General features: G+C 38.5%; 29 protein-coding genes and 1 riboswitch. Of the genes, 2 read left to right on the top strand and 27 right to left on the bottom strand.

Annotated features, from left to right (window positions below):
- Positions 1-152: 152 nt before the first annotated feature.
- From MKX78_RS01720 to MKX78_RS01630, 19 genes are all read right to left on the bottom strand, one after another.
- Positions 153-1,184 (bottom strand): S66 family peptidase, encoded by a 1,032-nt coding sequence (locus tag MKX78_RS01720; RefSeq protein ID WP_341049516.1) that lies wholly within the window; start codon positions 1,182-1,184, stop codon positions 153-155.
- A gap of 17 nt (positions 1,185-1,201) precedes the next feature.
- Complete coding sequence (locus tag MKX78_RS01715; RefSeq protein WP_307315635.1) at positions 1,202-2,017, bottom strand: lipid II flippase Amj family protein; 816 nt, start codon at positions 2,015-2,017, stop codon at positions 1,202-1,204.
- A 140-nt stretch (positions 2,018-2,157) separates the two neighbouring features.
- Positions 2,158-2,445 carry a DUF4190 domain-containing protein gene (locus MKX78_RS01710; protein ID WP_224938246.1) on the bottom strand — a complete coding sequence of 96 codons (288 nt, stop codon included), beginning with the start codon at positions 2,443-2,445 and terminating at the stop codon, positions 2,158-2,160.
- Between the two features lie 10 nt (positions 2,446-2,455).
- Positions 2,456-4,297, bottom strand: a complete 1,842-nt coding sequence (locus MKX78_RS01705; protein WP_341049513.1) for an LTA synthase family protein — start codon at positions 4,295-4,297, stop codon at positions 2,456-2,458.
- On the bottom strand, positions 4,294-5,892 hold the full coding sequence (locus MKX78_RS01700; protein WP_307315638.1) for an aminotransferase class V-fold PLP-dependent enzyme: 1,599 nt from the start codon (positions 5,890-5,892) through the stop codon (positions 4,294-4,296). Before MKX78_RS01700 ends, MKX78_RS01705 begins: the two co-directional genes overlap by 4 nt.
- A complete protein-coding gene (locus tag MKX78_RS01695; RefSeq protein WP_233435322.1) occupies positions 5,892-6,437 on the bottom strand; it encodes a glycerol-3-phosphate acyltransferase in 546 nt (181 codons plus the stop codon). The genes MKX78_RS01700 and MKX78_RS01695 overlap by 1 nt, the downstream gene beginning before the upstream one ends.
- A 177-nt stretch (positions 6,438-6,614) precedes the next feature.
- Complete coding sequence (locus MKX78_RS01690; RefSeq protein WP_224938250.1) at positions 6,615-7,046, bottom strand: RrF2 family transcriptional regulator; 432 nt, start codon at positions 7,044-7,046, stop codon at positions 6,615-6,617.
- Between the two features lie 18 nt (positions 7,047-7,064).
- Entirely contained in the window at positions 7,065-7,961 is an 897-nt protein-coding gene (locus tag MKX78_RS01685; RefSeq protein ID WP_095370963.1) for an NAD(P)/FAD-dependent oxidoreductase, read from the bottom strand.
- A gap of 219 nt (positions 7,962-8,180) precedes the next feature.
- The gene (locus MKX78_RS01680; RefSeq protein ID WP_307315645.1) at positions 8,181-8,744 is read right to left on the bottom strand and encodes a PepSY domain-containing protein; all 564 of its coding nucleotides are present in this window, start codon (positions 8,742-8,744) and stop codon (positions 8,181-8,183) included.
- Between the two features lie 106 nt (positions 8,745-8,850).
- Positions 8,851-9,528 (bottom strand): PepSY domain-containing protein, encoded by a 678-nt coding sequence (locus MKX78_RS01675; RefSeq protein WP_307315648.1) that lies wholly within the window; start codon positions 9,526-9,528, stop codon positions 8,851-8,853.
- 7 nt (positions 9,529-9,535) lie between these two features.
- Complete coding sequence (locus MKX78_RS01670; protein WP_307315651.1) at positions 9,536-10,888, bottom strand: sensor histidine kinase; 1,353 nt, start codon at positions 10,886-10,888, stop codon at positions 9,536-9,538.
- On the bottom strand, positions 10,885-11,580 hold the full coding sequence (locus tag MKX78_RS01665; protein ID WP_307315654.1) for a response regulator transcription factor: 696 nt from the start codon (positions 11,578-11,580) through the stop codon (positions 10,885-10,887). The genes MKX78_RS01670 and MKX78_RS01665 overlap by 4 nt, the downstream gene beginning before the upstream one ends.
- A 112-nt stretch (positions 11,581-11,692) precedes the next feature.
- Positions 11,693-12,694 carry a DUF1835 domain-containing protein gene (locus MKX78_RS01660; RefSeq protein ID WP_307315656.1) on the bottom strand — a complete coding sequence of 334 codons (1,002 nt, stop codon included), beginning with the start codon at positions 12,692-12,694 and terminating at the stop codon, positions 11,693-11,695.
- A gap of 175 nt (positions 12,695-12,869) precedes the next feature.
- Positions 12,870-13,181, bottom strand: coding sequence for a hypothetical protein (locus tag MKX78_RS01655; RefSeq protein ID WP_307315659.1), 312 nt, complete (start codon positions 13,179-13,181; stop codon positions 12,870-12,872).
- 249 nt (positions 13,182-13,430) lie between these two features.
- Positions 13,431-13,688: a hypothetical protein gene (locus MKX78_RS01650; protein WP_341049500.1), complete on the bottom strand. Its 258-nt coding sequence runs from the start codon at positions 13,686-13,688 to the stop codon at positions 13,431-13,433.
- Between the two features lie 222 nt (positions 13,689-13,910).
- Positions 13,911-14,264, bottom strand: a complete 354-nt coding sequence (locus tag MKX78_RS01645) for a hypothetical protein (protein ID WP_341049499.1) — start codon at positions 14,262-14,264, stop codon at positions 13,911-13,913.
- A gap of 15 nt (positions 14,265-14,279) precedes the next feature.
- Positions 14,280-14,429, bottom strand: a complete 150-nt coding sequence (locus tag MKX78_RS01640) for a hypothetical protein (protein WP_341049498.1) — start codon at positions 14,427-14,429, stop codon at positions 14,280-14,282.
- Positions 14,430-14,533: 104 nt separating this feature from the next.
- On the bottom strand, positions 14,534-14,725 hold the full coding sequence (locus MKX78_RS01635; RefSeq protein WP_341049495.1) for a hypothetical protein: 192 nt from the start codon (positions 14,723-14,725) through the stop codon (positions 14,534-14,536).
- Positions 14,726-14,944: 219 nt separating this feature from the next.
- On the bottom strand, positions 14,945-16,207 hold the full coding sequence (locus MKX78_RS01630; protein ID WP_341049493.1) for a cation:dicarboxylate symporter family transporter: 1,263 nt from the start codon (positions 16,205-16,207) through the stop codon (positions 14,945-14,947).
- A gap of 130 nt (positions 16,208-16,337) precedes the next feature.
- A riboswitch (cyclic di-AMP (ydaO/yuaA leader) is annotated at positions 16,338-16,493 on the bottom strand.
- Between the two features lie 361 nt (positions 16,494-16,854).
- Between MKX78_RS01630 and MKX78_RS01625 the strand changes: the two genes are divergently transcribed.
- Positions 16,855-17,310: an SRPBCC family protein gene (locus MKX78_RS01625; protein ID WP_307315668.1), complete on the top strand. Its 456-nt coding sequence runs from the start codon at positions 16,855-16,857 to the stop codon at positions 17,308-17,310.
- A gap of 18 nt (positions 17,311-17,328) precedes the next feature.
- Here the strand turns inward: MKX78_RS01625 and MKX78_RS01620 are convergent, their stop codons facing one another.
- Together MKX78_RS01620 and MKX78_RS01615 are read right to left on the bottom strand one after the other, a co-directional pair.
- On the bottom strand, positions 17,329-17,724 hold the full coding sequence (locus MKX78_RS01620) for a VOC family protein (protein WP_307315671.1): 396 nt from the start codon (positions 17,722-17,724) through the stop codon (positions 17,329-17,331).
- Between the two features lie 64 nt (positions 17,725-17,788).
- Entirely contained in the window at positions 17,789-19,012 is a 1,224-nt protein-coding gene (locus MKX78_RS01615) for an MFS transporter (protein WP_322910333.1), read from the bottom strand.
- Between the two features lie 83 nt (positions 19,013-19,095).
- On the opposite strand from MKX78_RS01615, the gene MKX78_RS01610 reads away from it, so the two are divergent.
- The gene (locus MKX78_RS01610) at positions 19,096-19,734 is read left to right on the top strand and encodes an alpha/beta family hydrolase (RefSeq protein ID WP_307315674.1); all 639 of its coding nucleotides are present in this window, start codon (positions 19,096-19,098) and stop codon (positions 19,732-19,734) included.
- Positions 19,735-19,753: 19 nt separating this feature from the next.
- On the opposite strand, the gene MKX78_RS01605 is transcribed toward MKX78_RS01610, so the two are convergent.
- From MKX78_RS01605 to MKX78_RS01580, 6 genes are all read right to left on the bottom strand, one after another.
- Positions 19,754-20,143 carry a DUF2283 domain-containing protein gene (locus tag MKX78_RS01605; RefSeq protein WP_307315676.1) on the bottom strand — a complete coding sequence of 130 codons (390 nt, stop codon included), beginning with the start codon at positions 20,141-20,143 and terminating at the stop codon, positions 19,754-19,756.
- Positions 20,144-20,220: 77 nt separating this feature from the next.
- Positions 20,221-22,701: a peptidase G2 autoproteolytic cleavage domain-containing protein gene (locus MKX78_RS01600; protein WP_341049485.1), complete on the bottom strand. Its 2,481-nt coding sequence runs from the start codon at positions 22,699-22,701 to the stop codon at positions 20,221-20,223.
- A 205-nt stretch (positions 22,702-22,906) separates the two neighbouring features.
- Positions 22,907-23,389 (bottom strand): VOC family protein, encoded by a 483-nt coding sequence (locus MKX78_RS01595; protein WP_341049483.1) that lies wholly within the window; start codon positions 23,387-23,389, stop codon positions 22,907-22,909.
- A 148-nt stretch (positions 23,390-23,537) separates the two neighbouring features.
- Positions 23,538-23,999, bottom strand: a complete 462-nt coding sequence (locus MKX78_RS01590; RefSeq protein ID WP_095370978.1) for a helix-hairpin-helix domain-containing protein — start codon at positions 23,997-23,999, stop codon at positions 23,538-23,540.
- A gap of 25 nt (positions 24,000-24,024) precedes the next feature.
- Complete coding sequence (locus MKX78_RS01585; RefSeq protein WP_341052689.1) at positions 24,025-24,273, bottom strand: hypothetical protein; 249 nt, start codon at positions 24,271-24,273, stop codon at positions 24,025-24,027.
- A 112-nt stretch (positions 24,274-24,385) separates the two neighbouring features.
- Positions 24,386-25,249, bottom strand: a complete 864-nt coding sequence (locus tag MKX78_RS01580; protein WP_341049481.1) for an aminoglycoside 6-adenylyltransferase — start codon at positions 25,247-25,249, stop codon at positions 24,386-24,388.
- Between the last annotated feature and the right edge of the window lie 61 nt (positions 25,250-25,310).

Here is a 25,310-nt window from a genome sequence, read left to right as displayed (position 1 = left end):
CGCATTCACTAACATCCAAAATGTAAAAAGGATAGAAAAAACCAGACCTCTCATAGTCTTATTTGCCCTTTTTGCTAACAACCAAATTCCTACAATACATTGCAATAATATAAAACCAATGAATGAACTCATCCAGTAATTATAGACTAACACTACTCCAAACCATTTTCTAAGATGGCAAAGGAGCCAAGATCAGCATCAATTTGAGCAGTTGCCCCATAAGGCAAAATAAATTTTGGTTCGGTATGTCCAAAATTTAAGTTATAAAGAACGGGTACATCAGTTAAACCGTATTCCTGTAAAACGGTTAATATCACCATCTTGTATTCTTCATAGTATGCTTCATCATAAGGCTTAGCAAATACGATTCCATTTGCTGCTTTCAATATTCCTTGCGCTGCATAATTTCTGAGCCAATACTTCACATAATCAGGGGCCGTCTTATCTTCAGACGTTTCAAAAAACAAAATACTACCTTCCCAATACTCTTTCTCTGGCCAAAGAATGGTTTGCTTAGCAAATTCCAGCACTTCAATACAGCCGCCAATTAACGATCCTTGTACCTTACCGCTTCCTTGCAGGACCTCATAACCGTTATTCTTATTCATTTTTCGCCGCTTCTCTTTATTGACTTCTATCCACTCGAGTCTCTCACTCGTCCAATGCGGAGCAGGCATCAGTTCACCAATTGGAGAAGAGGAAAATAGCATACGTTCGATGCTTTCAACCGTGTACGGATCCATCTCAACATTCTCGGCAAAGTCTGTTAAAATCGCAGGTCCATAGAAAGACGATAGCCCTGCTTTGTGACAGAATAAATGAGTAATCGTGACATCTGAATAGCCCATAAATATTTTAGGGTTTTCTTTTATCACATCAAAATCAATATAGGGCAGCAAGCGAATACTCTCTTCTCCACCAATATTGGCAATAATGGCTTTAATACTATGATCAGAAAAAGCTGCCATTAAGTCTTCGGCGCGCGCTTCGGGATGTTGATATAAATAATCTGCCCCCTTCAGGCTGTGCGGCATTGCGACGACTTCTAGTCCAAATACTTGTTCAAGCCGCCTTACCCCTTGTTCGTAACGCCATTTAATTTCTTCTTCTCCTGCACCTCCCCATGAAGGACTCACCGTTGCTACTCGGTCACCTCTTTGCAATCTTTGTGGTTTTTTCAACATATATATCCCCCCATCTGTTATATCCAACGTGCAAACCAAGCTACATAGTAAGCAGCAGGCAAGAATATGATTTGCGCTGCCAATGTGCCAACAAACTTAGAACTGACCATTGTTAATGAATAACTTTTCAAATAAATATATTTGCTTGGGTTAGTTACCACCCTATCAGCTAGTACTGAAGCTTTTGGGTCAATAAATAATGTCAGAATAATTGTTGCTACACCGTTTATGATACCCGACGACATTAACGCTGCTTGCGCATACTCTGGTGCAATAATGGAAGCATAGATAGATGATAGCACCCCTGTCGTAAACACCGCTGTGACGATTACATTCAAGCAAAATAAGCGCTTAGGAATGGTTTGTAACGTAATTCCTTTTAAATAATAGAAACGTGGGATTCTAATACATGAAAGCATACGCTTGATTCCTCGTAAATTCATATTTTTCTTTACTAATGCGGGGATTGAGCCCCGTTGTTCTGACATTTGCACGATTGCCTTTGAAAATATCAAAATAAATGTAGGGAAGAGCAACATGCCTAGCAATACACCTATTGAAGTAACACCTATTAACAGACGATACTGTTCTTCAATGAACTTCATGACATTCCCTTCAGGTGCTGCATTAATCAACTTTGCCGTCATCGGTTGCTGAATCATCGTCGAAAATCGCGAGACAATCACTATTGTACTGAACAATGAGATTGCTGTAGCAATCAACCTTACTCTTGTTCCAGCAATCCTAGTCGAGTAAGCTAAAGTCTCTATTAATGTAACGATTAATAGAAAACATGCGATCAAAAGTAATTTTGCTGTGATCAATTCTGCCATTAACTTGTTCACTCCAGCTCTTTATATTAAAAGCAATTATAAATCAAGTGGGATAAATTAACAATAAAAAATACCATCCTTTTCCTTTGGTATTTGGGCATAAAAAAAACGCTCCTTCCATTAGAAGAAGCGCATTTCCGTTAAGGCATTTCCTGTATTTCGGTTTCAAATGTTGAAAAAGCAAAGATACCAAGTAACGCAAATAATATCCATATGACCGTAAGAATGATACCTATAATCCCGCAGATAAGGCCGGCCGTTGCTAGCGATTTCCCTTTTTCTCCTGTTTGCAGGATTTCTTTTGCTGACAACCTTCCAAATACAATACTAATAATCCCTAATAAGAAGCCGATAAATGGAACGAGCAATGAGAGAATCCCTAGGGTCAGGGAAACCACTGCTTTCGTATTTGTTTTTTGTTGTTCCATTCTTTCCCTCCTATTCTATAAACCTAAATAAATCCCCTAAAATAATTTCATCAGATAACTTAAGTTCTTTACGTACCGTTTCTAGATAAGTTTCACAGTTTTCTTCTTCAGTTAGTGATTCAGTATTCATGCTGTAACAAGCATTGTTAAGATAAGCATATTCACTAGCTACCATACTGCCATCACGAAAGACAACAGGTTTATTAGGATCTCTCGTAAAGAGGTTTTCACTAAAGTTTGTTCTTTGCTCCTCATCAATACCCATTAGTTCGAGGATAGTCGCATGAATATCAATTTCGCCACCGATTGTTTCAAATATCGCACCTTCTTCACCAGGTATATGAATAATAAGAGGAATTTGCTGCAATTGAAGATGATTAATCGGCGTCTCCGGTTGATCTAATAACTCATGCACGCCTTCTTCAAATTCTTGAGAAATCCCATAATGATCACCATAGATAACGAAAATGGTGTCTTCATACATGCCTTCCTTTTTTAACAAATCAAAGAATCTTTCAATCGCTGCATCTTCATAATTAACCGTTGTCACATAACGATTAACAACGTCAACCGACGTATCAGCAGGAGGCATTCGTTGGTCCTCACTTTCTAATAAAAAAGGAAAATGATTTGTTAATGTAAGGAAACTAGCCATATAAGGTTCAGTTAGCGTTGAAAGATGTGTGATTGATTGTTCAAAAAAGGGAATATCTTTAATACCATAGTTTACGGAATTCTCTTCTGTAATATGATAGTCCTCTTGAGAAAAATATTGATTATACCCTAAGCTCGGATACATTTGCTTTCGATTCCAAAAATTAATGCTGTTACCATGGAAAGTGGCAGCGCTATAATTATTTTTTGCTTTCAATAATTTAGGTAGAGAAATAAACTCATTTTCAGGGCGTCTAACAAAGACAGAACCACTGGATAAAGGGTATAAGCCTGTATGAATCATGAACTCTGCATCTGACGTTTTTCCTTGTGCTGCTTGCTCATATATATTTGAAAAATAATAACTATCTTCTATTAAGGAGTTAAGAAATGGGGTAATTTCTTCTCCATTGACTTTACGGTTAATGACGAAATTCTGCGTAGACTCTAAGCTAATCAATACTAAATTCTTTCCCTCAGCAAGACCAAAATAGTCTGATTTAGTATCAGGCATCCCCTGTAAATAGTTAGTTACAGGCTCAACACTTTTATCACTAGCTAATACTTTCATCATTGGTGATTGCAAACTATTAATAATGTTGAACACTTGATAATTATATAGCCCTAATGACTCAACAAGCTGTTCCCTGTCATAGTTTGCTTGAAGCACGTAGGGATTTCTCAATAATGCGAGGGAAACAGTCATCATGATTAAGACCATAGTCAAGCCAACATACTTCTTTTTATGAGGCATAGCTGGTTGCCACTTTGTTTGTTTTGTTTTTCGCCATACATAAACAAAAAAGATAATATCTAAGAATAATAGCAAATCTAAAGGCGAAATTAACTCTAACGTACTAGGTCCAAGTCCACCAACATTATTTAGCTGCATAAGGACAGATACTGTTACAAAATCAATATAGAAACGATAATATAGTAAGTTCGCATATAATAAACCAATAAGCAACACATAGGCAATTAACACGCCTATCATGGAAAATCTTTTTTTGAATATAAAGGCAAGGCCCATAAGTAGCAGGCTAATACCAATTGGATTAACGAGAAGGACGAGAAAGTCTAGCCATGTCTCGACGGTTAAATTGAAGCCTACCCATGTAACAACCACTACCTTTACCCATAACATGACAAAGAGCGCAGCTAGATAATGCTTACCAACCCAATTTATAAAGTTTTTCATCCCATTACCTTCCTACTATGAAAGCTGTCATAGACTTTAAGCAAGCGAATCATCGCATCCTCAACATCTGCCTTTTTCTGTTCCCCCATTAGTGCAATCTGAAACCAGTTTCTCTCAAGCAAATAGTTGCTTTCATAACTGACATAAACCCCTACGAGCTTCAATTGATCGCCAAACTCTCTTGAACTAATTTCTATCTCTAATTGAACAGACAAAATACCCGGAGAATAATTTTCCCCATAAAACACTCTTAAGCCTGCCTCTACTAATTTTTGACGTACTAATTCATATAAAGCATGACTTGCATAATGATGATTCTCTATCGCTACAGATAGTGCATACAGCCCATTTGATGAATGTGTAAACGGAATACTCGCCTTGGCCTGATACACACCAATATCGAGATATTTCGGTAATTGATGATGAGGCTTGATTTGTGTTTGATGAAAAACCAGCGCTAAACCAGGATAGGAACCTAAGCCTTTCCCACTAACCGCACTCGTGATATATACATTCTTTAGATGAACTGGAACAATTCCTAGCGAACTGCAAGCATCTACACATAGCTTCACATTATACTGCAGACAAAGCTGTTCCAATTCTTCTAATGGAAAAAGATAACCTGTAGATGTTTCACAGTGTACAGTCCAAATCCAGCCAATATCTCGATTGTCCCGTAACATGTTCTCTACTTCGCTTATATCTATAGGTGCGTTCCATGGTTTCTCAACTGTCGCAAAAGGTAATTTGAAACGCTTACCATGCTCAATGAGCCGGTACCCAAATTCACCGTTTGCTAAAATGAGCCCCTTCTCATTTACTATTGATAAATGGGCAGCAACCATATCATTTGCCATTGTTCCTGTACCAACAGCTATTTCGACTTCATTAGCATTAGTTAATGCGCAAAGCTTCTTTTTTAGCTTGCTCAACATAGAGCTTACTTCATGAGAACGGTGGGACACTGGCTCTCTCCCCCACGCCTCCTTTACCTTATCTGCGATCGAAACTGGACCAGGAAGGAAAAAATGTCCATTCTCTTTCGCGTTCCGCCTCAGCATTTTTTGAAAAAGCTTAGATGCTGCCTCGAAACTTTCTTTTGTTAAATACATTGGTTGGTATGGCGCTTCCTTTGTACCTACCAAAGGACCAAAGGGGCGGAATCCAAGATGTCTATATAACTTTGTCTGTCTTAATGTTCCAGAAATGATTGCCATTGTATAATGCTCTTCAAGACAGAAATCAACTAAAGCTTTGCTTAACTCGTAAAATACGCGACTCCCACGATAAGGTGCTTTGATAGATAATAACCGTATCTCACATAAGGTTTCGTTTGGTGGCAGGTACGCGTCTAATTGATCAAGCTTTTCGTCTAATGAAAATGGTCTCGTCCCTTTCACAGCAATCATACCAACGACTTCATCTTCTTTTTTAGCGATAATATATGTATTAGCATCATGAAAGCGATCAATTAATTTTCTCTGTTCATTCACTCTATGTTGCGGTATTTCCTCTACAAATGTTTCATAGTTTAATTGATGAATCTGCTCCAGTTCAGAACTTTGATCTGCACGTTTATAAACAATTGCTGTCATCATTCCACTCCTCCACTTCTATGCAGCCTTACAATAATGAATAGCATAAAAAAGTATGCCGCCGCTAACATCCAACTACTTTTTATCATAAGTAGAATAGGCATGATAAAAAAACTAGTTAGTGTAGGGATAGTCAACTTCTTTGTGATGATATATAGCAGGAGAATGAGTCCACCGACGATTAGTAAACCCATTGGCAACAATACCAATGAGACAGCTAGATAGACAACAATTCCCTTTCCCCCATGGAAATGTAATTGCACTGGCCAGATATGACCACATAAGATTGCTACCACAACGCAAGCGAGTACTAGATTACTAGCTTCCCCCAAATAAATGACTACTAATAAAGGGAAAATGGTTTTGAGTGCATCAATAATCACGGTATACACAAAAGCTTTCCTACCCATCACTCTACCGGCATTACGTGCACCTGCATTACCACTTCCCTTTACTCTTATATCCTCACCATATAAAAAATGACCAATATAATAGGCCCCATTTAAACAACCACAAGCATACGCAAAAAGAACCCATAAAACCAAATTCAGGAAGGGTCACCTCTCTTTTTAACATAACTACACACCTCATATCTTAACATTATTATCCAATGTGTAGGAATACCCTAAATGTCATTTTTTACATAGGTTTTAAAATATAAAAAAAGGCTCAAGCCACCAATCATATAGAGTCTCGAGCCTTTTCATTCCATTTTCATTTACTTAATTTAAATCAACTGCTTTTTGAGAAGCTTTCATTTGTTCAGCAATGTCACTAATGAAGGTTTGCTCCAGCTGTTTCACCATTTGCTCTTCTGCTCTAAGCATTGCCTGCTCAATTAAACAGCCTTCATTATGTGGGTGGTCGTGATCAAGTGAACAGTGAAACAGTTGATTACTTCCTTCTATCGCTTGGATCACTTGTAAAAATGAAATATCTCCATTACGCTTCACTATACGGTAACCACCTTTTGCTCCGGGTGTGGATTCGATTAACCCCGCTTTTACCAGCTTTGTTAATATTTTTGATAAATAAGTCGGCGATAGATCTTGCACTTTTGCTAACACGTCCACCCCGACAGATTCACCTTTTGGAGCCAAGTATAAGAAAGCCATTGTGTGTAAACCATAATTCGTCGCACTTGAATATTTCATTTTTACTACTCCTTTTTTCTAAAAATCTTCGGCTAATAAATCACTCACAACAGCAATGCCCGCCCTACTTCCGTCACTAGCCGCAAATATAAGTTGAGCCATTGGCATTGTTGATGTGTCACCACTAGCATAAACACCTTCTATATTTGTTCTACCAAATTCGTCTGTGATAATGCCACCATTTTCATTTACTTTACAACCTATTATATCAGCTAAAGGAGAAGCTTGCTTTGACATCATCCCAACAAATCCACCATTCCTTTCTAATCTATCCCCATTTGTAAAGACAACTTCTTGTAATTGTCCCTCTTCACCATGTAAATAAGCAATTTCTTCCTCCAATACACGGATTCCTTTCGAGGCTAACATTTCTTTTTCTTCTCCTGTTAAAATCTTTTTCCCATTAGAGCATACAATAATATCATTACTCCAATTCGTTAGTAATTTAACCATATGGGTAATACCTTCCATCTCAGAAACAACCACGAGTTTTCTCTCCCTTAACTCCCAACCATCACAAAAAGGACAATGAAAGATACTTTTGCCATATAACTCTTTTAATCCTTTAATAGGAGGTAATTGATCCTTCACTCCCGTTGCTAAAATCACTTTTCTCGATTGTATAAGATTACCTGAGCTTGTCTTAATGAGGAATATATTGTTTTCTTTTTTAAGCCCCGTCACCTTTTCGTTCTTTAATGAAATGCTTGGATATTTCTGAAGATCTTCTTTTGCTAAACGTTTAAATTCAACTGGTGCAATTCCATCTCGTGTAATAAAACCATGTGATTCATGTGTAACACTATTCCTCGGTTTATCATCATCAAAAAGCATGATATTTTTTCTTGCTCTCCCTAATACAAGCGCCGCATTCATACCTGCTGGACCGCCACCAATAATCACACAATCTAACATTTTATTACTCACTCCTCAATATAAATATATTATAGACCTTTAATATCTATAATAAGAAGTATAACGATTAAAAACAAGGAAAACAACTCGCACTTTAGAGTAAAGACGTTTTCTAGATAAAAATTAATAGCAGCAGTTGGCGAATTACTCTCATTATTTGTACTTATGTTCATAATAAAAAGTGCTCACCAGAAGATGAGCACTCTCTTATTATTTTTATTAATCATCTAATTCAACTTTTAGTACTTTACCCGTTAAAGCATCAATTTCTATTTCTGCTTCTTGTTTGCCTTCTAATTCAATATCGTAAATAAGTGTCCCATTATCTTGATCAAGTTGCAGTTCACTGAACTCTCCGCCTGCTTCTTTTTCAGCTAATTGAATGGCTTCACTTGCAGAGAATAGCTTTTGATCCAGTGTAATTTCTTCGTCCTGCTCATCTTCTTTCTCTGATTTCACTTTAAGCACTTCACCAGTATTTGCATTTAACTCTACATCTGTTTCAGTCCCATTCCCTTGTAGCTCTATATTATATACGAGATTTCCTCTTTCCCACTCTAATTCAACATCAGTTACTTTTCCTTTCCCTTCCTCTTGTGCTGTCTTGATTGCTTCTTCAATTGAAAGGGTTCCTTCATTTGTATTGCTTGTTTGTTTTTGTTTCACTTCTTCACCATTTGTTACCGTTGCTTTTGGGGCATCATCATTGGCAAATGTGGTTGCAGCGAAAACGCCTCCTAATGTAATAGCTCCTGCTAATAAACCTACTCCTACTTTTTTCATTTTAATTTCCTCCTGTTTGTTATGTCTATACTGCTATATTAAACAGCTATCATGAGATAAAATTGTGAGGAAGATTAAAATAAGATTAGAATTCACTTCTTTTTCATTAATCCCAAGTCACAGTTGATTCACCTGTAATGGCATTCACTTCAACTATAGCCTCTTTTTCATCACCCGTTTCAATTTCGATAAGATAGAAGACATGATCCTCTTCATTTTCCAAGTCAACATCGTCTACTTCGCCTTGAACAGCTTGGAGAGCAATTTCAATCGCTTCTTCTTCTGTCAGAATCGTATTTTTCGGAGGCTGTTCATTGGCCAGCTCATTTGAAAGGACTTTCCCAGTTACTGCATGTAAGGTAATTTCACGCGCTTCTCCGTCTTTAACTACTTGAGCGACAAATACTTCTTCGCCTGACTTTTCTTTTAGATTTACTGAATCAATTTCCCCTAAAGAAGCAGTTTGCACTAATTCCTTGACTTCTTGTTCCGTTAAACGTTGTTTTTCTTCTCCTATTCTTGACATTTCTTCAATTTCACCACTTGCACGATTAATGTGTAGTTGATACATTTGGCCTGCGCGATCGAAAGAAACGATAAACTCTTTACCTTTATTCTCTGTTTCTTGGATAACGCCTCCATATCGTTCCTCAACTATCTGCTTTACCTCGCTCTCAGCTAATTCATCCGATGGCAACACAAACTGTTTGAGCAAGAGCCAGACAATAATGATCATGATGAAAAAAAACAGAATGAATCCTAAGCTACTAATTACCTTCTTCATTTTCTCATCACTCCTGACTTTGCCCTTTATCAAAAAGTATTTTCACTTTCGTTCCTATTCCTAATTCGCTTTGAAGCGTTAACTGAACATCAATCGCTTCTGAGATTTCTTTTGCCAAAGATAAACCGAGTCCGCTACCATTTTTCCCCCGCTTCCTTGCGGGATCTACTTGGTAAAAGCGATCAAACACTCTCGCCTGATCAGCTTTAGAAATACCAACTCCTGTATCAATTACTTCAATAAATGTTTGCTCATTTGCCTTCCCGATAATAATTTCAATCTCATTTTCACTATATTTCCTAGCGTTATCTAATAAGATAAACAATAGTTGCTTAAGCTTTTGCTCATCAGAAGTGACCGTCGTTTCTTTTAAGCCATTTATTGTAATGTGGCGCTGATACGCCCTCTCAAATGAACGACTAACTTCAGAAAGGAACGGGGAGAGCGTAATCTCCTGTTTTTGTACATTCCATTCTTCGTTATTCTTCGCCAAAAGAAGCAATTGTTCAGTTAGTTCTCTCATTCTTATTGCCTCTGAGTGGATAGCTTCAACAGATTCATCGACTAAATCTTTATCTTGGTACCCGCGTCTCTTAAGCAAATTAGCATAACTTTCTATGATTGTTAATGGTGTTTTTAATTCATGAGAAGCATTAGCAATAAATTGCTTTTGTTTCTCATCATTCTCCTCAAGCAACGTAATCATATGATTGAAGGTTTCACCCATTTCCCTCAATTCGATGTCTGCATTTCGATGGAGCTCCAGCTGTTTAAATTGGCCACTATTTCTAATTTCCTTCATTGTTGCAGTTAAAGAAAGAATCGGCGTAATAATCACGTTGCCGACAAACCTACTTGAAAGGAATACAGGTATCGTTGCAACTAGCGTTACGATAAAGAGAACGGTCTTTAATATATTTAAATTTCGATAACTTGCTTCAATATCTTTTCCTATTTGTAAGTTTGCCACTTCTCCACTAGGCAAAATCATTGGTGTTGAACTAATAACTATATGGTCGTTCTTAATAATTTCTGTCTTATCACTTGCTCCAAATTGAAAAGCCAGCTTATCTACCTTTTCATTATTCATCGAAGTGGTTGTTGTTGCTTCTCCATTTTCATGAATAATTCTTATAAACCCATCAACCGGTACATACGCCCTTAATAAGCTTCCTTGAGGTAGAGTGCCTAGGGATTGATGGAACTCAGTTAAAACCCTATTTAATTCTTCTTTCGCCTGCTCCTTCTCACCCTCTAGCGTAATGGATTGAAAAATGAAGTATATTGTAAAGTTCATTACAATGAGTAAAACAATAAATAAGACCGCAGTATATAAATGAATTCTATTTTTGATTTTCATGTTGGTTGCCTGAGGGTATAGCCCACACCTCTTACTGTTTGAATAAGCGGTTTGACATCATCAGATACTTCTAACTTCCTTCTTAAATAACGAATATACACATCAACCACATTAGTATCACCGCTGTAATCGTACCCCCACACTTTAGACAATATTTGGTCTCGTGTAAGCACTTGGCGTTCATTCTCAGCTAAATAGAGCAACAAATCGAATTCCTTAGCAGTCAACTCAATGGATTGTTCCCCTCGCATGACTTCTCTCGTCTGCTCATTCATTTTTAAATCGCTACAAGTTAACCACTTTCCTCCTTCTTCCTTAGCGTTTTTTTGTTTTAATCGCAAAGCTGCTCTCACTCGTGCTAGTAATTCTTCTATTTGAAAAGGCTTGGTGACATAGTCATTCGCCCCAAAATCAAGTCCAGTTACTTTATCTTCTACTGCACCTTTAGCCGTTAGTAGTATAACCGGTGTAACCGTATCATTCCCTCTAATTCTACGCAGAATTTCCATCCCACTTAAACCTGGTAGCATCACATCTAAGAGGATAAGATCCCACTCTTTTTCTCGGTAATGATTCATCGCCTCCATGCCATCATACACCTTTGTCACTTGATAACCTTCATACGTTAATTCAAGCTCTAATAAGCGCGCAATTTTTTCCTCATCCTCAACAATCAAAATCTCCTCTGCCATCCACCACGCCTCCTTTTACAGTTATTATTAGCTTACCAAAAGAACATTAAAAACAAATTAAAATTTTCATTAAATAAACCTCCCTTTTTTGGGGGAGGCCTCACCATATTGATTATTCTTTCGACTTGAGGCGTACACTATAAAATCTCATTGCCCTCGGCACACCCTTCAATTCAAAAACCCCTAATAAAGCTAGCGTTCTTAGACGGTATTCAATAAACAAATCCCCAACGGGTTGGTCTAAATGTCCAATGACCTCACCAATTAGGCGGGCAGACTTCATAAATTCTTTTCCCTTTTGAAGTTCCCTTGCCTTAGCAATAATCATCTCATCTAAATAATTTTCACTGACAGAAGTCAACCTTCCTTCTTCCCATGTCCTTAAAAAGACGTCCTTCGATTGAGCAAGCGTAACCCAAAGCTCTATCCATCTTTGACGTTCATCTATTGATAAGAGGAGATAATTTTCCACATTTCTTATATATTCGATCCACTGCTCGGGCGCAAGCTCACCTGTATGTAAAATATCTTGACGTGTTAAACTTTGCTGGTGCTCCTGATCTAAACCTATATATACTTGATTGTTTTTCTCCCGTAATAGGTAGACTGCATAGGCTATTCCTGCCTGTTCATGCGCATTTTCACATCCCCAAATAAAAATTTTACATTGTTCGGGTAATGCCTGTAACTTCATCCAACTTTCTTCTATCCGTGGAATATAGTCAAAAATAAATTCATCTTCTAAATTAATACGTTCAAACAACCAGTCCCTACGCTTCTCAAGACCCTCTATTTGATGCAATTGCCACAATGGCCCTATCGAAAAATTAATCGGAATAGTAATAACTCTATCACTTATATTTAATTTCTTTATTGCTTGTTTTAAACTCCCCGCACTCGAATCGCTAAAAACAATATGTATATTACCTCCTTGAATAGGAGGAGTTTCCTTATCAAATGTTAACACTGCTTGATAAAACTTCTTCATGCTAGTCATATAATCCTCATCAGAGTAATTTCCTGAACGAAGCATTTCAGTATGTAATAACATTTGTAACAGTAAGGATCTTGCTTCATGATCCGATAATTTATCTACTTGCTGTTTAATTTGCAACTGCTAATCCACTCCCTATACACTTTTATAACAATCAATTACCATATTTATAAACTCATAAGTACTTCCGTTTGTTTCATGCATATATATGCGACTCGTGCGAAACCCCATTCGTTTAAATAGTTTAATCGCCCTTTTATTGAAAGCAGCTACAGATAATGTCATCTGTTTAGGTTCATAACTCATTCTTATAAAACACATCGCAGCCTTTAAGAAAGTGGCACCTTTTCCTTGACCAGTTAAGTCTAGTCATCCCAAGGCCTAAATCCATTGAGTCACCCATTTGCTCAATCATCAAAAAAGCGATAAGCTCTTCTTCATCCTTTACAGAAAAAACAAACTCTCCCCGTTCTTTTTCATCCAAAAATGCAACTAAATCCTCCTCATCTTCTTCCATATTATAAAAATCATAGGGGGCATCATACTGCCAAGTTAAAGCAATTTCCTCAGCTTCCTGTTGCGACATGATATTAAATGAATACGGCATATAAACCCCTCCTTATTTTAGTAAATTATACCACTTCCTATCTATTCAAAGGCCCTAACTAGCCATTTAATAAGCAGGGCCCTGCTTTTGACAGCGAAGTCCGCATTGAGCGCGATACTTTTGGAGTAAAGTGTTTCCTACTTTTTTTTAGACTTGTATGCGTTTTTGGCTCTTTCGCGCATTTCCTCCCCCTTCTCTATACCTCTTTTGCGCGTATCCGGCTTTTTCGCGCAATTCTTCTTCGCTTTCTCATAACTTGTGCGCGTTTTTGGCTCTTTCGCGCATTTCCTCGGCTTCCTCTATACCTCTTTTGCGCGTATCTGGCTTTTGCGCGCAATTCTTCTTCTCTCTCTCATAACTTGTGCGCGTTTTTGGCTCTTTCGCGCATTTCCTCGTATCCTCTTTTGCGCGTATCTGGCTTTTTCGCGCGCAATTCTTCGCGTTCTCTCTTCGCGCAATTCTTCTTCTCTCTCTCAACTTGTGCGCGTTTTTGGCTCTTTCGCGCATTTCCTTCCCCTTCTCTATACCTCTTTTACGCGTATCCGGTATATGCGCGCAATTCTTTTTCTCTCTCATAACTTGTTCGCATATTTGGCTCTTTCGCGCATTTCCTCTGCCTTCTCTATGACTCTTTTGCGCGTATTTTGGCTTTTTTTGCGCGCAATTCTTCTTCTCTCTCTCATAACTTGTGCGCGTTTTTGGCTCTTTCGCGCATTTCCTCGGCTTCCTCTATACCTCTTTTGCGCGTTCTGGCTTTTTCGCGCAATTCTTCTTCTTCTCTCTCGCATTTCTTCTCTTTCCCTTCTTTCTCTCTCTCATAACTTGCGCGTTTTCGCTTTTAGGCTTTTTCGCGCATGCAGCGCGTATCTGGCTTTTTCGCGCAATTCTTCTTCTCTCTCTCATAACTTGTTTTTTGGCTCTTTCGCGCATTTCCTTCCCCTTCTCTATACCTCTTTTACGCGTATCCGGTATTGCGCGCAATCTTTTTCTCTCTCTCATAACTTGTTCGCATATTTGGCTCTTTCGCGCATTTCCTCTGCCTTCTCTATGACTCTTTTGCGCGTATCTGGCTTTTGCGCGCAATTCTTCTTCGCTTTCTCATAACTTGTGCGCGTTTTTGGCTCTTTCGCGCATTTCCTCGGCTTCCTCTATACCTCTTTTGCGCGTATCTGGCTTTTGCGCGCAATTCTTCTTCTCTCTCTCATAACTTGTGCGCGTTTTTGGCTCTTTCGCGCATTTCCTCCCCATTCTCTATACCTCTTTTGCGCGTATCTGGCTTTTGCGCGCAATTCTTTTTCTCTCTCTCATAACTTGTGCGCGTTTTTGGCTCTTTCGCGCATTTCCTCGGTCCTCTATACCTCTTTTGCGCGTATCTGGCTTTTGCGTGCAATTCTTCTTCTCTTTCTCATAACTTGTGCACGTTTTTGGCTCTTGCGCGCATTTCCTCGGCTTCCTCTATACCTCTTTTGCGCGTATCTGGCTTTTGCGCGCAATTCCTTTTCTCTTTCCCTTAGCTTGTGCGCGTTTTTGGCTCTTGCGCGCATTTCCTCCCCCTTCTCTATACCTCTTTTGCGCGTATCCGGCTTTTGCGCGCAATTCTTCTTCTCTTTCCCTTAGCTTGTGCGTGTATTTGATTCCTGCCACATAGTTTCTTATTCTCTTCCCTCGCATTTTAGGTTATGCAGCCAAGTTAGACTATTAATCGCAAACAAAAAAAATACCACAGAATTAAATTCTGTGGCATACAAATTCTATGATAACTTTTAAGAAGCTTTTTGAACTTTATTATCAGATGGCGGGTTAAATTGGCCTTCCCACTTTGCGATAACAAGTGCAGCAAGGGAATTACCAACTACGTTTACTGCTGTACGACCCATATCTAGGATACGGTCGATACCTGCGATAAAAGCAAGACCTGCTGCAGGTAGTCCAATTGTACTGAAAGTAGCTAGTAGAACAACAAACGAAACGCCTGGTACACCTGCCATACCTTTAGAAGTAATCATTAGTACAAGCATTAGTGTGATTTGTTCAACAATACTTAACTCAATACCAAACATTTGTGCAATAAATAATGCTGCAATGGCTTGGTATAAAACGGAACCATCGAGGTTAAATGAGTAACCAGTTGGAATAACAAAAGAAGCGATATGTTTCGGGCTTCCTGCTTGTTCCATCTTGTCCATAATTCTTGGAAGAACCGTTTCTGAACTCGCTGTTGAGAAAGCAAGCAGTAATTCTTCTTTAATGGATCCAAGTAATTTAAAGATATTCACACCGATAATTTTAGCCATAATTCCTAAAATAACGATAACGAAGAATGCCATTGTACCATACACTGTTAACGCTAATTTCCCCAAAGGAATCAATGAAGCAAAACCATATTTTGAAATAGTCACACCAATTAACGCAAACACCCCTATTGGTGCGTACTTCATAAATAAGTTTGTTACATAAAACATGGCCTTAGCTGTGCCTTCAAAAAATCTTAATACTGGTTTCCCTTTTTCACCTATTGCTGCGACTCCTAGTCCAAATACAACGGCAAAGAATATAATCGCAAGCATGTCACCTTCCACCATTGCTTGAACCGGATTTGTCGGTACAATATGCAATAGTGTGTCGGCTATTGATTTTCCTTCTTGCTCTTCATTCGTTTCAACATATCCAGAAATATCATTCTGTTCTAAGCTCTCCATATCCAAACCCGCTCCAGGTTGGAATATATTAGCAGAAATAAGTCCCACTGCAATCGCTACCATTGTCATTCCAATGAAATAAAACAGTGATTTCCCGCCGAGCTTACCGACTGATTTAATGTCACCAACACCAGCAATAGCAACGATGATTGTTGAAAGAACGATCGGTACGACGATCATTTTAATTAAACGGATAAATAAATCACCAAATGGCTGTAAAAAACTTTGAGCGGTTTCATTTCCGTAGAAAATACCACCAATGACAATACCTAAAATAAGACCAATCAAAATTTGAGTAGCTAGACTCATTTTAAATATTTTTTTCATTTAAAAAACCTCACCTTCTATAAATTTGATCTAGTGCTTAGGCAAGGGAAACAAGGTTAATTAATTTAAGGTGAAAATAAACCAAAAAAAAAAGCCTTTTCAGTCATTTTCCCGCAATCATATAAACTCCTTTTGTCTCCTTTAATGCTGACGAGGTTAGCTTTCGGGTTAGGACTAAGGGAAACAGTAAGCCCCTCTAACATACATAGATTCACCCCAAACGGACATGTCCGCTGTAAAAATTGGGTCCCCCGTTCTTAGAAAAAAGATTAAGCAATATACTACAAAATACTTTTCTATTATATTATTAATACATTCAAATTGTAAATAGCAAGAATTACCGAGGATATTTAAAGCTGTGCGTTCACTATAGCGCACCTATCTAGAAAAACCTTTATAATTCTCTCAAATACTTATTATTTCTCCTGTTTACTATAATATTCTTCAGTTTAATTCTTCCGATTATTCCTCTTTTTTTAAATAAAAATTAAAGAAAAATATACACAAATTTTACAAAACTAATTTTTCTGAAATATTAATTATTTAGTCTATCTAAATAATTAATCAACGGTTACCGCAATGATTTTGTTTATGGTGGTTGATTTCATCGAATGCTTTTGTTATCACTAAAATAAGGGGGTTTACACATGCCTGTCATTAAACATCGTTTATTGATTCATGCCGATATTCACTTATGTTTTGATTTAGCTAGAAATGTGGAAGTACATACGGAGACAACAAAACAATCACAGGAGCGAGCTGTTGCCGGAGTGACTTCAGGTTTACTCAGGAGTGGGGACACAGTAACATGGGAAGCTATACACTTTGGTGTAAAGCAGAGACTAACAGCAAAAGTTACGGAGATGGAACGCCCCTATCAATTTACAGATGTATTGGTAAAGGGTGCTTTTCAATCATTTATCCATGTTCATGAGTTCCGCGAGCATGATGAAGGAACAGAAATGATTGATTCATTTTCTTATATTTCACCATTAGGATTGATTGGAAAGATAGCAGACTTCCTCTTTTTAAAAGCTTATATGCAACGATTCATAACCAAAAGAGCGTTAGCATTAAAAAAGATGGCAGAAGGGAATACATAACCCTCGCCATCTTTTTACTTAAGGTAGATTGATTTGCCAAGATACACCGAAGCGATCATTAATCCAAGCAAATTGTTGACTAAAACCATAATCACCTAAAGGCATTAATTCCGTACCACCGTCTACTAGCTTTTCGTAGACAACACGAAGTTCTTCCGCAGTATCACAATTCAAATAAAAGGAAAAGCTTGGTGTGAAATTGAACTGATGGGCGATATTACTATCAATGCACATCACTTCTTGGTCCTTTAGCTTGAATATGGCATTCATTACTGTCCCTTCATCACCCGCTTCATTTTCACCATAGCGGACAATATTTATAATGCTTGAGTCTTCAATAATTGACGTATAATAATTCATCGCTTGCTCTGCTTGGCCATCTTGAAACATAAGAAAAGGCATGACACTTTTCATCGCTAATCTCCTTTATCTCTCATTTTCATTCATCATACTTCAATCGGAAGTTAGGAGCAAATCATTAGCTAGAGACAGCCTTATCTTCAAAATAACTTGCCTTTGATGGACGATAGATAGTTGCGACTAACGCAATGGAAACAATTCCACTAATCACTGCAAATACAACACTTACTTCTTGTAGGGTAAACCACTCAGCTAGGAGACCCAGTAGTAATGTCAAACCAATTTGGACGATTCCTTGCAATAGATCAGCTACACTTGCAAACCTCCCCATTATGTCGACAGGTACTTGTTTTTGGAAAAAAGTAACGTAACCTGCATTTGCAAACGTAAAGAAAAACCCTAATATGACAAAGGCTATGGTTGCAGTTAAATAATGTGAAGATGCATAGAAGACAATGTAACCGATGGATGTCAATAACATCCCCGCACCAATATATAGTTTTAATGATAATTTTTTCGCTAATAAACTCGAACATAAACCGCCAAATATAGCACCGATACCTGTCATAGCCACAATATAGCCATACGCTTCATTAGATAGGCCAAGATCTCTCGTTAAAAAGGTAACTTCTTGAGAATCTAGGGCGACACATATGAGCATCGTCGTTTGGAACAACAAATAGACAGATATAAAATATTTGGCTCCTTTTGAAAACCGGATAATTGTTCGCCAATCTTCTATTAATGTTTTTAAGCGAATTCGCTCTCTAACATGATTATTCTGCTCATCCACATTAGGAAGTAAGAAAATAAAGAAAGCACAAATAATAAAAGTAGCCGCATTAATATAGAAGCAGACAGCCAAACTAACCGTCGTCATTAATACACCTGCAATAGCTGGACCAATCATAATTGCCCCATTACCTGCCATTCCGATAAGAGAGTTAACTCGCTTACGTTCTGACTCTGGAATTAATTTGGTTATGTATACTTGTGAGCTTGGTCCAAAGAAACTACCAGCCAAATTAATAAGTAACAATAAAAAGTAAATTAACCATAATGAATGTAAAAATGGTAAACAGACAACTAAAAGACCACGTACAATATCGATAAAAATCATTAACCTTCTTTTATTTACTCTATCAATCACGCTTCCTGACCAAAGGTTGGTCATAAGCATTGCTAGAGGTCTAATAATATAAAGACCCGCAACTGCAGCTGCAGAACCGGTTAAGTCAATAATATATACGTTCAACGCAATCAAATAAATCCAATTTCCTAAATAAGAAACGCCTATACCCAATATAAGCAGCGCAGGATTTCTCCACCCGATAGGTATCACCCCTTACAAAAAAATATAAGATTCAGAAAATACAGTACAGGAAATATGTTACACTACTTATAAAAAATAACAAGGGGAAATCGATGGAAATTCACGAAAGAAACTTACAAAAAGAGGAAAAATTAGTTAGATATACTCATATAAATTCAGGTGCTCCGTCCGTATGTATTATGTTTTCAGGAGCGGGATACAACTATAATCATCCATTGTTTTACTACGCTACGATGATGATGATTGAACAGGGCATTGATGTTGTTCATATCCATTATCAATATGAAGCAAATTTATTAAAAACACATAGAGTAGAAGACATTTCATCCTTAATGATGGCAGATATTCACCTAGTTATTACGGATCTATCTCAAAAACATATCTATCAAAAAACCATCCTGTTGGGCAAATCTCTTGGTACGATACCGATCACTTTACACCTTGCGAAAGAAGAAATTTTCCGTGAGGCACAGATTATTCTTTTAACACCGTTATTAAAACTCCCATCAATCGCTAAGGCAACAGTACTTATAACGCAAGAGGTGTTACTCGTCATAGGTAATCAAGATCCATATTTCCATCATGAAACAATCGAAGAAATGAAGGAACGTTCTATTCAAATAAAAATAATCGATGGCGCAAATCACTCACTCGACATCAACTATCATACGGAACAATCCCTTCAAACTTTAAAAACAGTAATGGCTGAATTAAAAAGATTTATTTCTTGAAAGCAAAAAAAACTAAAAATTATTTTACCATGCTTTTTAAAATCTGTTTCTTATATTTGTGAAAATCAATAATGTCGAAGCCGATAAAGTATTTAGACTGCTCATCAGCAAAATAAAATTGGATGCCTTTTAGCAGATAATGTTTCTTAACAGCTTGTCCAGATAGCCGGAAGGATAGGGTTTCTCCATTTTCGAGATATATTTTTTCTTCCCCTGCTATCGGGGATAATCTTTGCGCAATCTCTCCAAGACATTCTATACCAACGATTCGATCATACTCATCAATATCAACTAGTAATGGAGAATCACCCACATCTTCTGTTGCTTGAATTGTATATGTTTCTGAATTAGGCAGCAAATAGATATAGCCAGCTCCCGCCTCTGTATCAAATGTAATTCTAGATTCCAAACGTTTTCCCCCCCAGATTTTTAGTTTATTATGTAAACATAGGGTTCCTCTTTATAGAAACCCTATATTCTTACGGTTTAATTATTTTTATTATTAATTGTATTAGCCAACTGGGAAAGCATTTGTTTCATTTCTTGTTGCTCTTGTTGATATCGGTTAGAAAGCTCGATTATTTCACTTTCATTGCCTTTTATCATAATAATGACTTGATTAGCGGCCGTTCTTTTGATCACGCGATACCCTTGCTGTGAAGTAGTTGCTATTCCTTCATTATTTGGTAAACAATAGCCATTCACTTGACAACTACCATCATCTCTTACTCTTAATTGTCCCAATAACCCTACTGCAGACCACTCTTGTCTATTTTGTCTTGAAACATAAGATTGCGATGGATCCCATTTCGGACTAATGATCGGTTTGGTTTCTGTAAACGATGAGCGAGTTTCTCCATTTTTTGTAGCTGGCAAAGGTACTTCAATATGGGTGTATATTCTACGTCCCCATTCATCTAATTCATATTTCCCCTGCCAATTCAAGCTTGCACTATTACCTAATAAACTTGGAGTAGCACTTGTTACACCAAGAATATAGCTATCAGATGCAGTTGCCTTTCGCATCTTATCTCCTTCTAATGTAACAAAGTATCCTGGATCAATTGCCAAGCCATCTATACTTTCAAACATCTCTGCTATATCTGCCCCACCAGTATTGTATGTGGCTCCATCAATATACATTTCGCCATTACTAGCTAACCATTTAGCACCGAGGCTTCTTGTGTCTGCAGCTGTACCGTTTCCAATAAACCATGAAAAAGGTTCTTCGGCATCACCGTATCTACCTATAATATGCGCGCCGGCTTGATCATTTGTACTTGTTCCAAGTCCCTCCGCATGAGAGTAATCACCTGAAGCGATCGTATCTGTGCCTTCTGCATGACTTGCTAATCCACTCGCCACATTGTTAAATCCTTCAACATGGGAACTATTGCCGCTTGCAGTGTTAGGTGCAGGTAAGTTTGCACCATCTGAACCCCCTTCTGCGTGTGCTGAAAAACCACTTGCGGTATTTTCTGTTCCTTCCGCATGAGAAGCATTTCCGCTGGCAATTGTACCTAATCCTTCTGCATGTGCATAAGGGGCATCAAGTGTTGTACTAGATAAGTAGCCCTCAGCATGGGAAGCAGTGCCCGCTGCTACTGTACTCTGACCTTGGGCATGTGCAAAAGTGCCTGAAGCAATTGTGGAATTTCCTTCTGCATGCGATGCGTAGCCAGATGCCTCTGATCCATCACCCTCCGCATGAGACCAAGTACCAGAAGCAACTGTTGAAGTACCTTCCGCATGAGCCGCATCTCCACTTGCAACGGTTAAATATCCTTCCGCATGAGTATACACACCTTGTGCCTGTGTACTCCCCCCTTCGGCATGAGAGTAAGATCCTATCGCTTGAGTATTGTACCCTTCGGCATGAGTACCAAAGTTACTTGCTACACTTAGAAAACCCTCGGCATGTGCGCCAGAATTGGAGGCAGTTGTTTGAATGCCCTCCGCATGAGCACCATAAGCTGTTGCATTTGTTGAACCACCTTCTGCATGCGAAGCGATAGCGGTAGCAGAAGTAGATAAACCCTCGGCATGTGCAGCACTACCAGAAGCTAACGTACCATCTCCTTCCGCATGAGAGGCATCTCCACTAGCGGTTGTACCTAACCCTTCTGCATGCGCAGCAACTCCACTTGCAGTAGATTCTGAACCTTCTGCATGTGAAACATCTCCACTTGCAATTGTTTCTGAACCTTCTGCATGAGAGGTTTCCCCACTAGCCGTTGTTGCATAACCCTCTGAATGACTATTATCTCCAATCGCCGACGTATTTGTTCCTTCTGCATGTGCCTCATTTCCAATTGCCGAAGTATTAATCCCCTCTGCATGAGAGGCATATCCACTTGCTTCAGACCCATGTCCCTCAGCGTGTGATACTCCACCGATGGCCAAACTTTCAAAACCCTCCGCATGGGAGGCTGTCCCTAATGCATTCGTAGAATTCCCCTCAGAATGAGACCCATCACCGTTTGCAGTTGTACTAAAGCCTTCTGCATGTGCAGCGACTCCACCTGCATTCGATTGAGCCCCTTCTGCATGTGAACCAATTCCTTCTGTTGTTGTTCCATAACCTTCTGCATGTGAGCTATCAGCAATCGCCGTATTCCCAAAGCCTTCCACATGGGATGCTGTGCCTAAAGCTTCCGTCGAATTCCCCTCCGCATGGGAGGCTTGCCCACTCGCTAGTGTATTAAACCCTTCACTATGTGCGGCGACCTCCGTCGCATTAGTACTTGATCCTTCCACGTGAGAAGCTGCACCTGTTGCTGTTGATGCATAACCCTCGGCATGTGATGTCTCACCAGTTGCTATACTATTATAGCCCTCCGCATGAGACGCTGTGCCAACAGCTTCTGTTGTACTACCTTCCGCATGCGAAGCCACACCACTTGCAGTAGTATTATAGCCACCTGCATCGGAACATGTCCCTAAAGCATTTCTATTACAATCAGCCAAATGTAACACTCCTTTCCACAAGAATTTAATCTTTATCCTGATAGTTTATTAAGAAGAGATCATTTTCGTGTGGACAAGTAACCTATTTTTATCACTTTATCTCTTTGGCATTTTCTAAATGTAACCATATTACCGCTCAACTCTTACAAGGCAAAAAAAAAACGAAAAAATGATATATGAAGCAACATTTTTTCGTAAAATTACTCTATTTATATATATCTTGTAGCTTAAGTCTCTTCAAAGATTCTTCCCATTCAGTGATAGACCACTTTTTGCAAACTTTCTGCAACTCCTCTGGTGTATCCACCGTACACATCAACTCTAAACTATTGCCGTCCGGGTCTTTAAAATAAACTGACGCATTACTTTGATGTGATCGAATAAATGGAGCCACCGACTTTCTGTTGCCAAATGGCACTGCTTCAATTCCCTTTGTTTCTAACCAATTTAATGACCGCTTTAAATCTTCATAGGAAACGCGAAAGGCAACATGTCTAACAGAAGGATGATAAGGCAACTTGTACTCTTCACCTTGCCATAGACCTAACCAACTTTTATCCTTTTCAATCCAGAGAAATACTGTCTCTTCATCCCTTAATGCCACCTGTAACCCTAGATTCGTATAAAATTCAATCGCATCATCTAAATCTTTGACTGGTAAATGAGCTTCATATAAGCCTTCTATCATTGCATCATCAGTCCTCCTTTATCTAATTATATTTTTATACAAAAGAGAACTCATCACGACCGATAAAAGCTGTATCTTACTTACGACTTTTGATGGAGAGCGGACTTTGCAATAAGCTACTCTCTTGAATCACAATCGCCAACTTCTCCTAGTCTCTCCACGATTTCTCTGGTCGATCTGATGGAAAGCCATGTGTTATGCGATACGCCTTCCTCTCCTCCGTGAAGTCAAACCATTTTTTAGACATTTGCTTATTGTTAGCAAAATGAATGACACAGCGAATTTGATCTTCCACACAGCCATCCGTTCTCACACCCATTTCCTTTTCCAGCAGATCAAATAGTTGTCCAGGGTTTTCATTCTTTATATCTTCTAAACGATAGATTTGCAGATATCGAACAAGTTTATCCGCTAATTCAAAACCAATTGAGGGCACCAATTGGAAGTCTGCCCATCCCTTAATCTTCCGTGCCCTTTCATCTGATATATTTAAATGCTGACTAATTTCTTTTATCCCAAGTATATGTATTTGGCTGATCTTCAATCTTGCCTCTCGTAGTCTAGACCTTTCATCCGCTGTTAAAGGTAATTTAGGTTGATAAGATGGCATCGGCTTCCTCCTTACTGGCTTACATTTATAGTGTTAGTGGGTTATAACCTTTTCTTTTTTTATAATGTTCAAGTGTACCCATCTCTAAGTTAGCTACCATTTCCATTCTCTCTAAATCTCTTCTTGTCACAACAGGATCCGCCGCATTCCAGCGCACAGTGCGAATGAAATAATACGTTTTAATTGGGTGAAAGACTACTTTTGAATGGGGAAAAGCATCGAAAGTAAATTCAATCGCTCCCCGTTTTTTATAAGAATAGGAAAGAATATTCATTGTGTGAATCCATCCCTTTGCTTTTAAGTCGTACAATTCTTTACCCTTATACGAAAGGTCTTCAATCCCTTTTTCCGCTTTTTCCTCTCATTCTTTAAGTAGCCTATCTCCTTCACGCTTTCGGTAATTGCCTAACCCCCTCCAAATACGCCAACATGCGGCGATCATCATTGATAGGATAAGAGAATCGAAGGTGATTAGCCACTTCTTGAGCTAACGCACGAAACAATTCGCATGTGGTCATAACTGCTTCCCACATATTTTCCTCATCTCCATCACTATAAGTTTTTCTGTACATCTCCCAATAGGAAGGAGGGAGATAACACTTATAATATTTTCCTAACTTACCAGTAGAAATACGAAAATCATATTGAATACCGATCCACCAATCGACCATTTTGTTTAATGCGTCTCTTATGTCAGAGTTAAACATTGCTTGAGCATATGGCCATTCATCTCGCCAAATGCCTTTCGCCACATTTTGTAGACACCACCAGAAGTTATTTGTATAAGCATCATATTCACCTTCACTCGGTGTTTGCACGTGGTAATCGACATCTGTCGGAGGAGGAATAATGGGCAAGTACTCACCTTTATCTAATAAAGGAACAGTCAGTTTATCTTCCCCATATTCTTTTCGCATCACTTCCTTCGTTTGAAAGCGAAGATCGATGCGATTGCCGTCTGTAAATAGCATCAGAAAACCATAACTCTTGAAGTCTTGCACTATTTCTTTACCAAAATCATTTTTATCTGGTTCTTGCTTCATAATCAACTCGCCGAATGATGCGATCCAATTTTGTTTTTTAATAAAAGGCTCGGTATCTTCAACGACATAAACAATATCATAATCTTGAAACTGGTCTCTTGGGACATTTATATTTGTTCTGGAACCGTTCATATAGACAGCAAAAATCCTCTCTTCGTTTTTTGCAAAGTCTATAATCGTAGCCATCATTTCTGTTTCTGACCTCATCACTTCACCACCCAAGTATTGGTTCTTTGTTTGCTAAGTAAAGTCCTGCTTCCGGCGATTA

The sequence above is a fragment of the Cytobacillus sp. FSL R5-0569 genome (genome assembly GCF_038007265.1).
In the GTDB taxonomy this organism is placed as follows: Bacteria; Bacillota; Bacilli; order Bacillales; family Cytobacillaceae; genus Cytobacillus; species Cytobacillus kochii.
This window is presented reverse-complemented; position numbering and strand designations above follow the sequence as displayed.

What these genes read in the sequence shown, in the direction of transcription:
- MKX78_RS01715 (WP_307315635.1), bottom strand. Translation starts at nt 2,017, where the DNA reads ATGGCAGAATTGATCACAGCAAAATTACTTTTGATCGCATGTTTTCTA.
- MKX78_RS01680 (WP_307315645.1), bottom strand. Translation starts at nt 8,744, where the DNA reads ATGAAAAAAGTAGGAGTAGGTTTATTAGCAGGAGCTATTACATTAGGA.
- MKX78_RS01635 (WP_341049495.1), bottom strand. Translation starts at nt 14,725, where the DNA reads ATGCGCGCAAGAGCCAAAAACGCGCACAAGCTAAGGGAAAGAGAAAAG.
- MKX78_RS01630 (WP_341049493.1), bottom strand. Translation starts at nt 16,207, where the DNA reads ATGAAAAAAATATTTAAAATGAGTCTAGCTACTCAAATTTTGATTGGT.
- MKX78_RS01585 (WP_341052689.1), bottom strand. Translation starts at nt 24,273, where the DNA reads ATGAATATTCTTTCCTATTCTTATAAAAAACGGGGAGCGATTGAATTT.
- MKX78_RS01580 (WP_341049481.1), bottom strand. Translation starts at nt 25,249, where the DNA reads ATGAGGTCAGAAACAGAAATGATGGCTACGATTATAGACTTTGCAAAA.
- MKX78_RS01610 (WP_307315674.1), top strand. Translation starts at nt 19,096, where the DNA reads ATGGAAATTCACGAAAGAAACTTACAAAAAGAGGAAAAATTAGTTAGA.
- MKX78_RS01665 (WP_307315654.1), bottom strand. Translation starts at nt 11,580, where the DNA reads ATGGCAGAGGAGATTTTGATTGTTGAGGATGAGGAAAAAATTGCGCGC.
- MKX78_RS01720 (WP_341049516.1), bottom strand. Translation starts at nt 1,184, where the DNA reads ATGTTGAAAAAACCACAAAGATTGCAAAGAGGTGACCGAGTAGCAACG.
- MKX78_RS01640 (WP_341049498.1), bottom strand. Translation starts at nt 14,429, where the DNA reads ATGGGGAGGAAATGCGCGAAAGAGCCAAAAACGCGCACAAGTTATGAG.
- MKX78_RS01675 (WP_307315648.1), bottom strand. Translation starts at nt 9,528, where the DNA reads ATGAAGAAGGTAATTAGTAGCTTAGGATTCATTCTGTTTTTTTTCATC.
- MKX78_RS01685 (WP_095370963.1), bottom strand. Translation starts at nt 7,961, where the DNA reads ATGTTAGATTGTGTGATTATTGGTGGCGGTCCAGCAGGTATGAATGCG.
- MKX78_RS01620 (WP_307315671.1), bottom strand. Translation starts at nt 17,724, where the DNA reads ATGAAAAGTGTCATGCCTTTTCTTATGTTTCAAGATGGCCAAGCAGAG.
- MKX78_RS01670 (WP_307315651.1), bottom strand. Translation starts at nt 10,888, where the DNA reads ATGAAAATCAAAAATAGAATTCATTTATATACTGCGGTCTTATTTATT.
- MKX78_RS01705 (WP_341049513.1), bottom strand. Translation starts at nt 4,297, where the DNA reads ATGAAAAACTTTATAAATTGGGTTGGTAAGCATTATCTAGCTGCGCTC.
- MKX78_RS01710 (WP_224938246.1), bottom strand. Translation starts at nt 2,445, where the DNA reads ATGGAACAACAAAAAACAAATACGAAAGCAGTGGTTTCCCTGACCCTA.
- MKX78_RS01625 (WP_307315668.1), top strand. Translation starts at nt 16,855, where the DNA reads ATGCCTGTCATTAAACATCGTTTATTGATTCATGCCGATATTCACTTA.
- MKX78_RS01700 (WP_307315638.1), bottom strand. Translation starts at nt 5,892, where the DNA reads ATGACAGCAATTGTTTATAAACGTGCAGATCAAAGTTCTGAACTGGAG.
- MKX78_RS01595 (WP_341049483.1), bottom strand. Translation starts at nt 23,389, where the DNA reads ATGATAGAAGGCTTATATGAAGCTCATTTACCAGTCAAAGATTTAGAT.
- MKX78_RS01650 (WP_341049500.1), bottom strand. Translation starts at nt 13,688, where the DNA reads ATGCGCGAAAGAGCCAAAAACGCGCACAAGTTGAGAGAGAGAAGAAGA.
- MKX78_RS01655 (WP_307315659.1), bottom strand. Translation starts at nt 13,181, where the DNA reads ATGCCGTATTCATTTAATATCATGTCGCAACAGGAAGCTGAGGAAATT.
- MKX78_RS01690 (WP_224938250.1), bottom strand. Translation starts at nt 7,046, where the DNA reads ATGAAATATTCAAGTGCGACGAATTATGGTTTACACACAATGGCTTTC.
- MKX78_RS01590 (WP_095370978.1), bottom strand. Translation starts at nt 23,999, where the DNA reads ATGCCATCTTATCAACCTAAATTACCTTTAACAGCGGATGAAAGGTCT.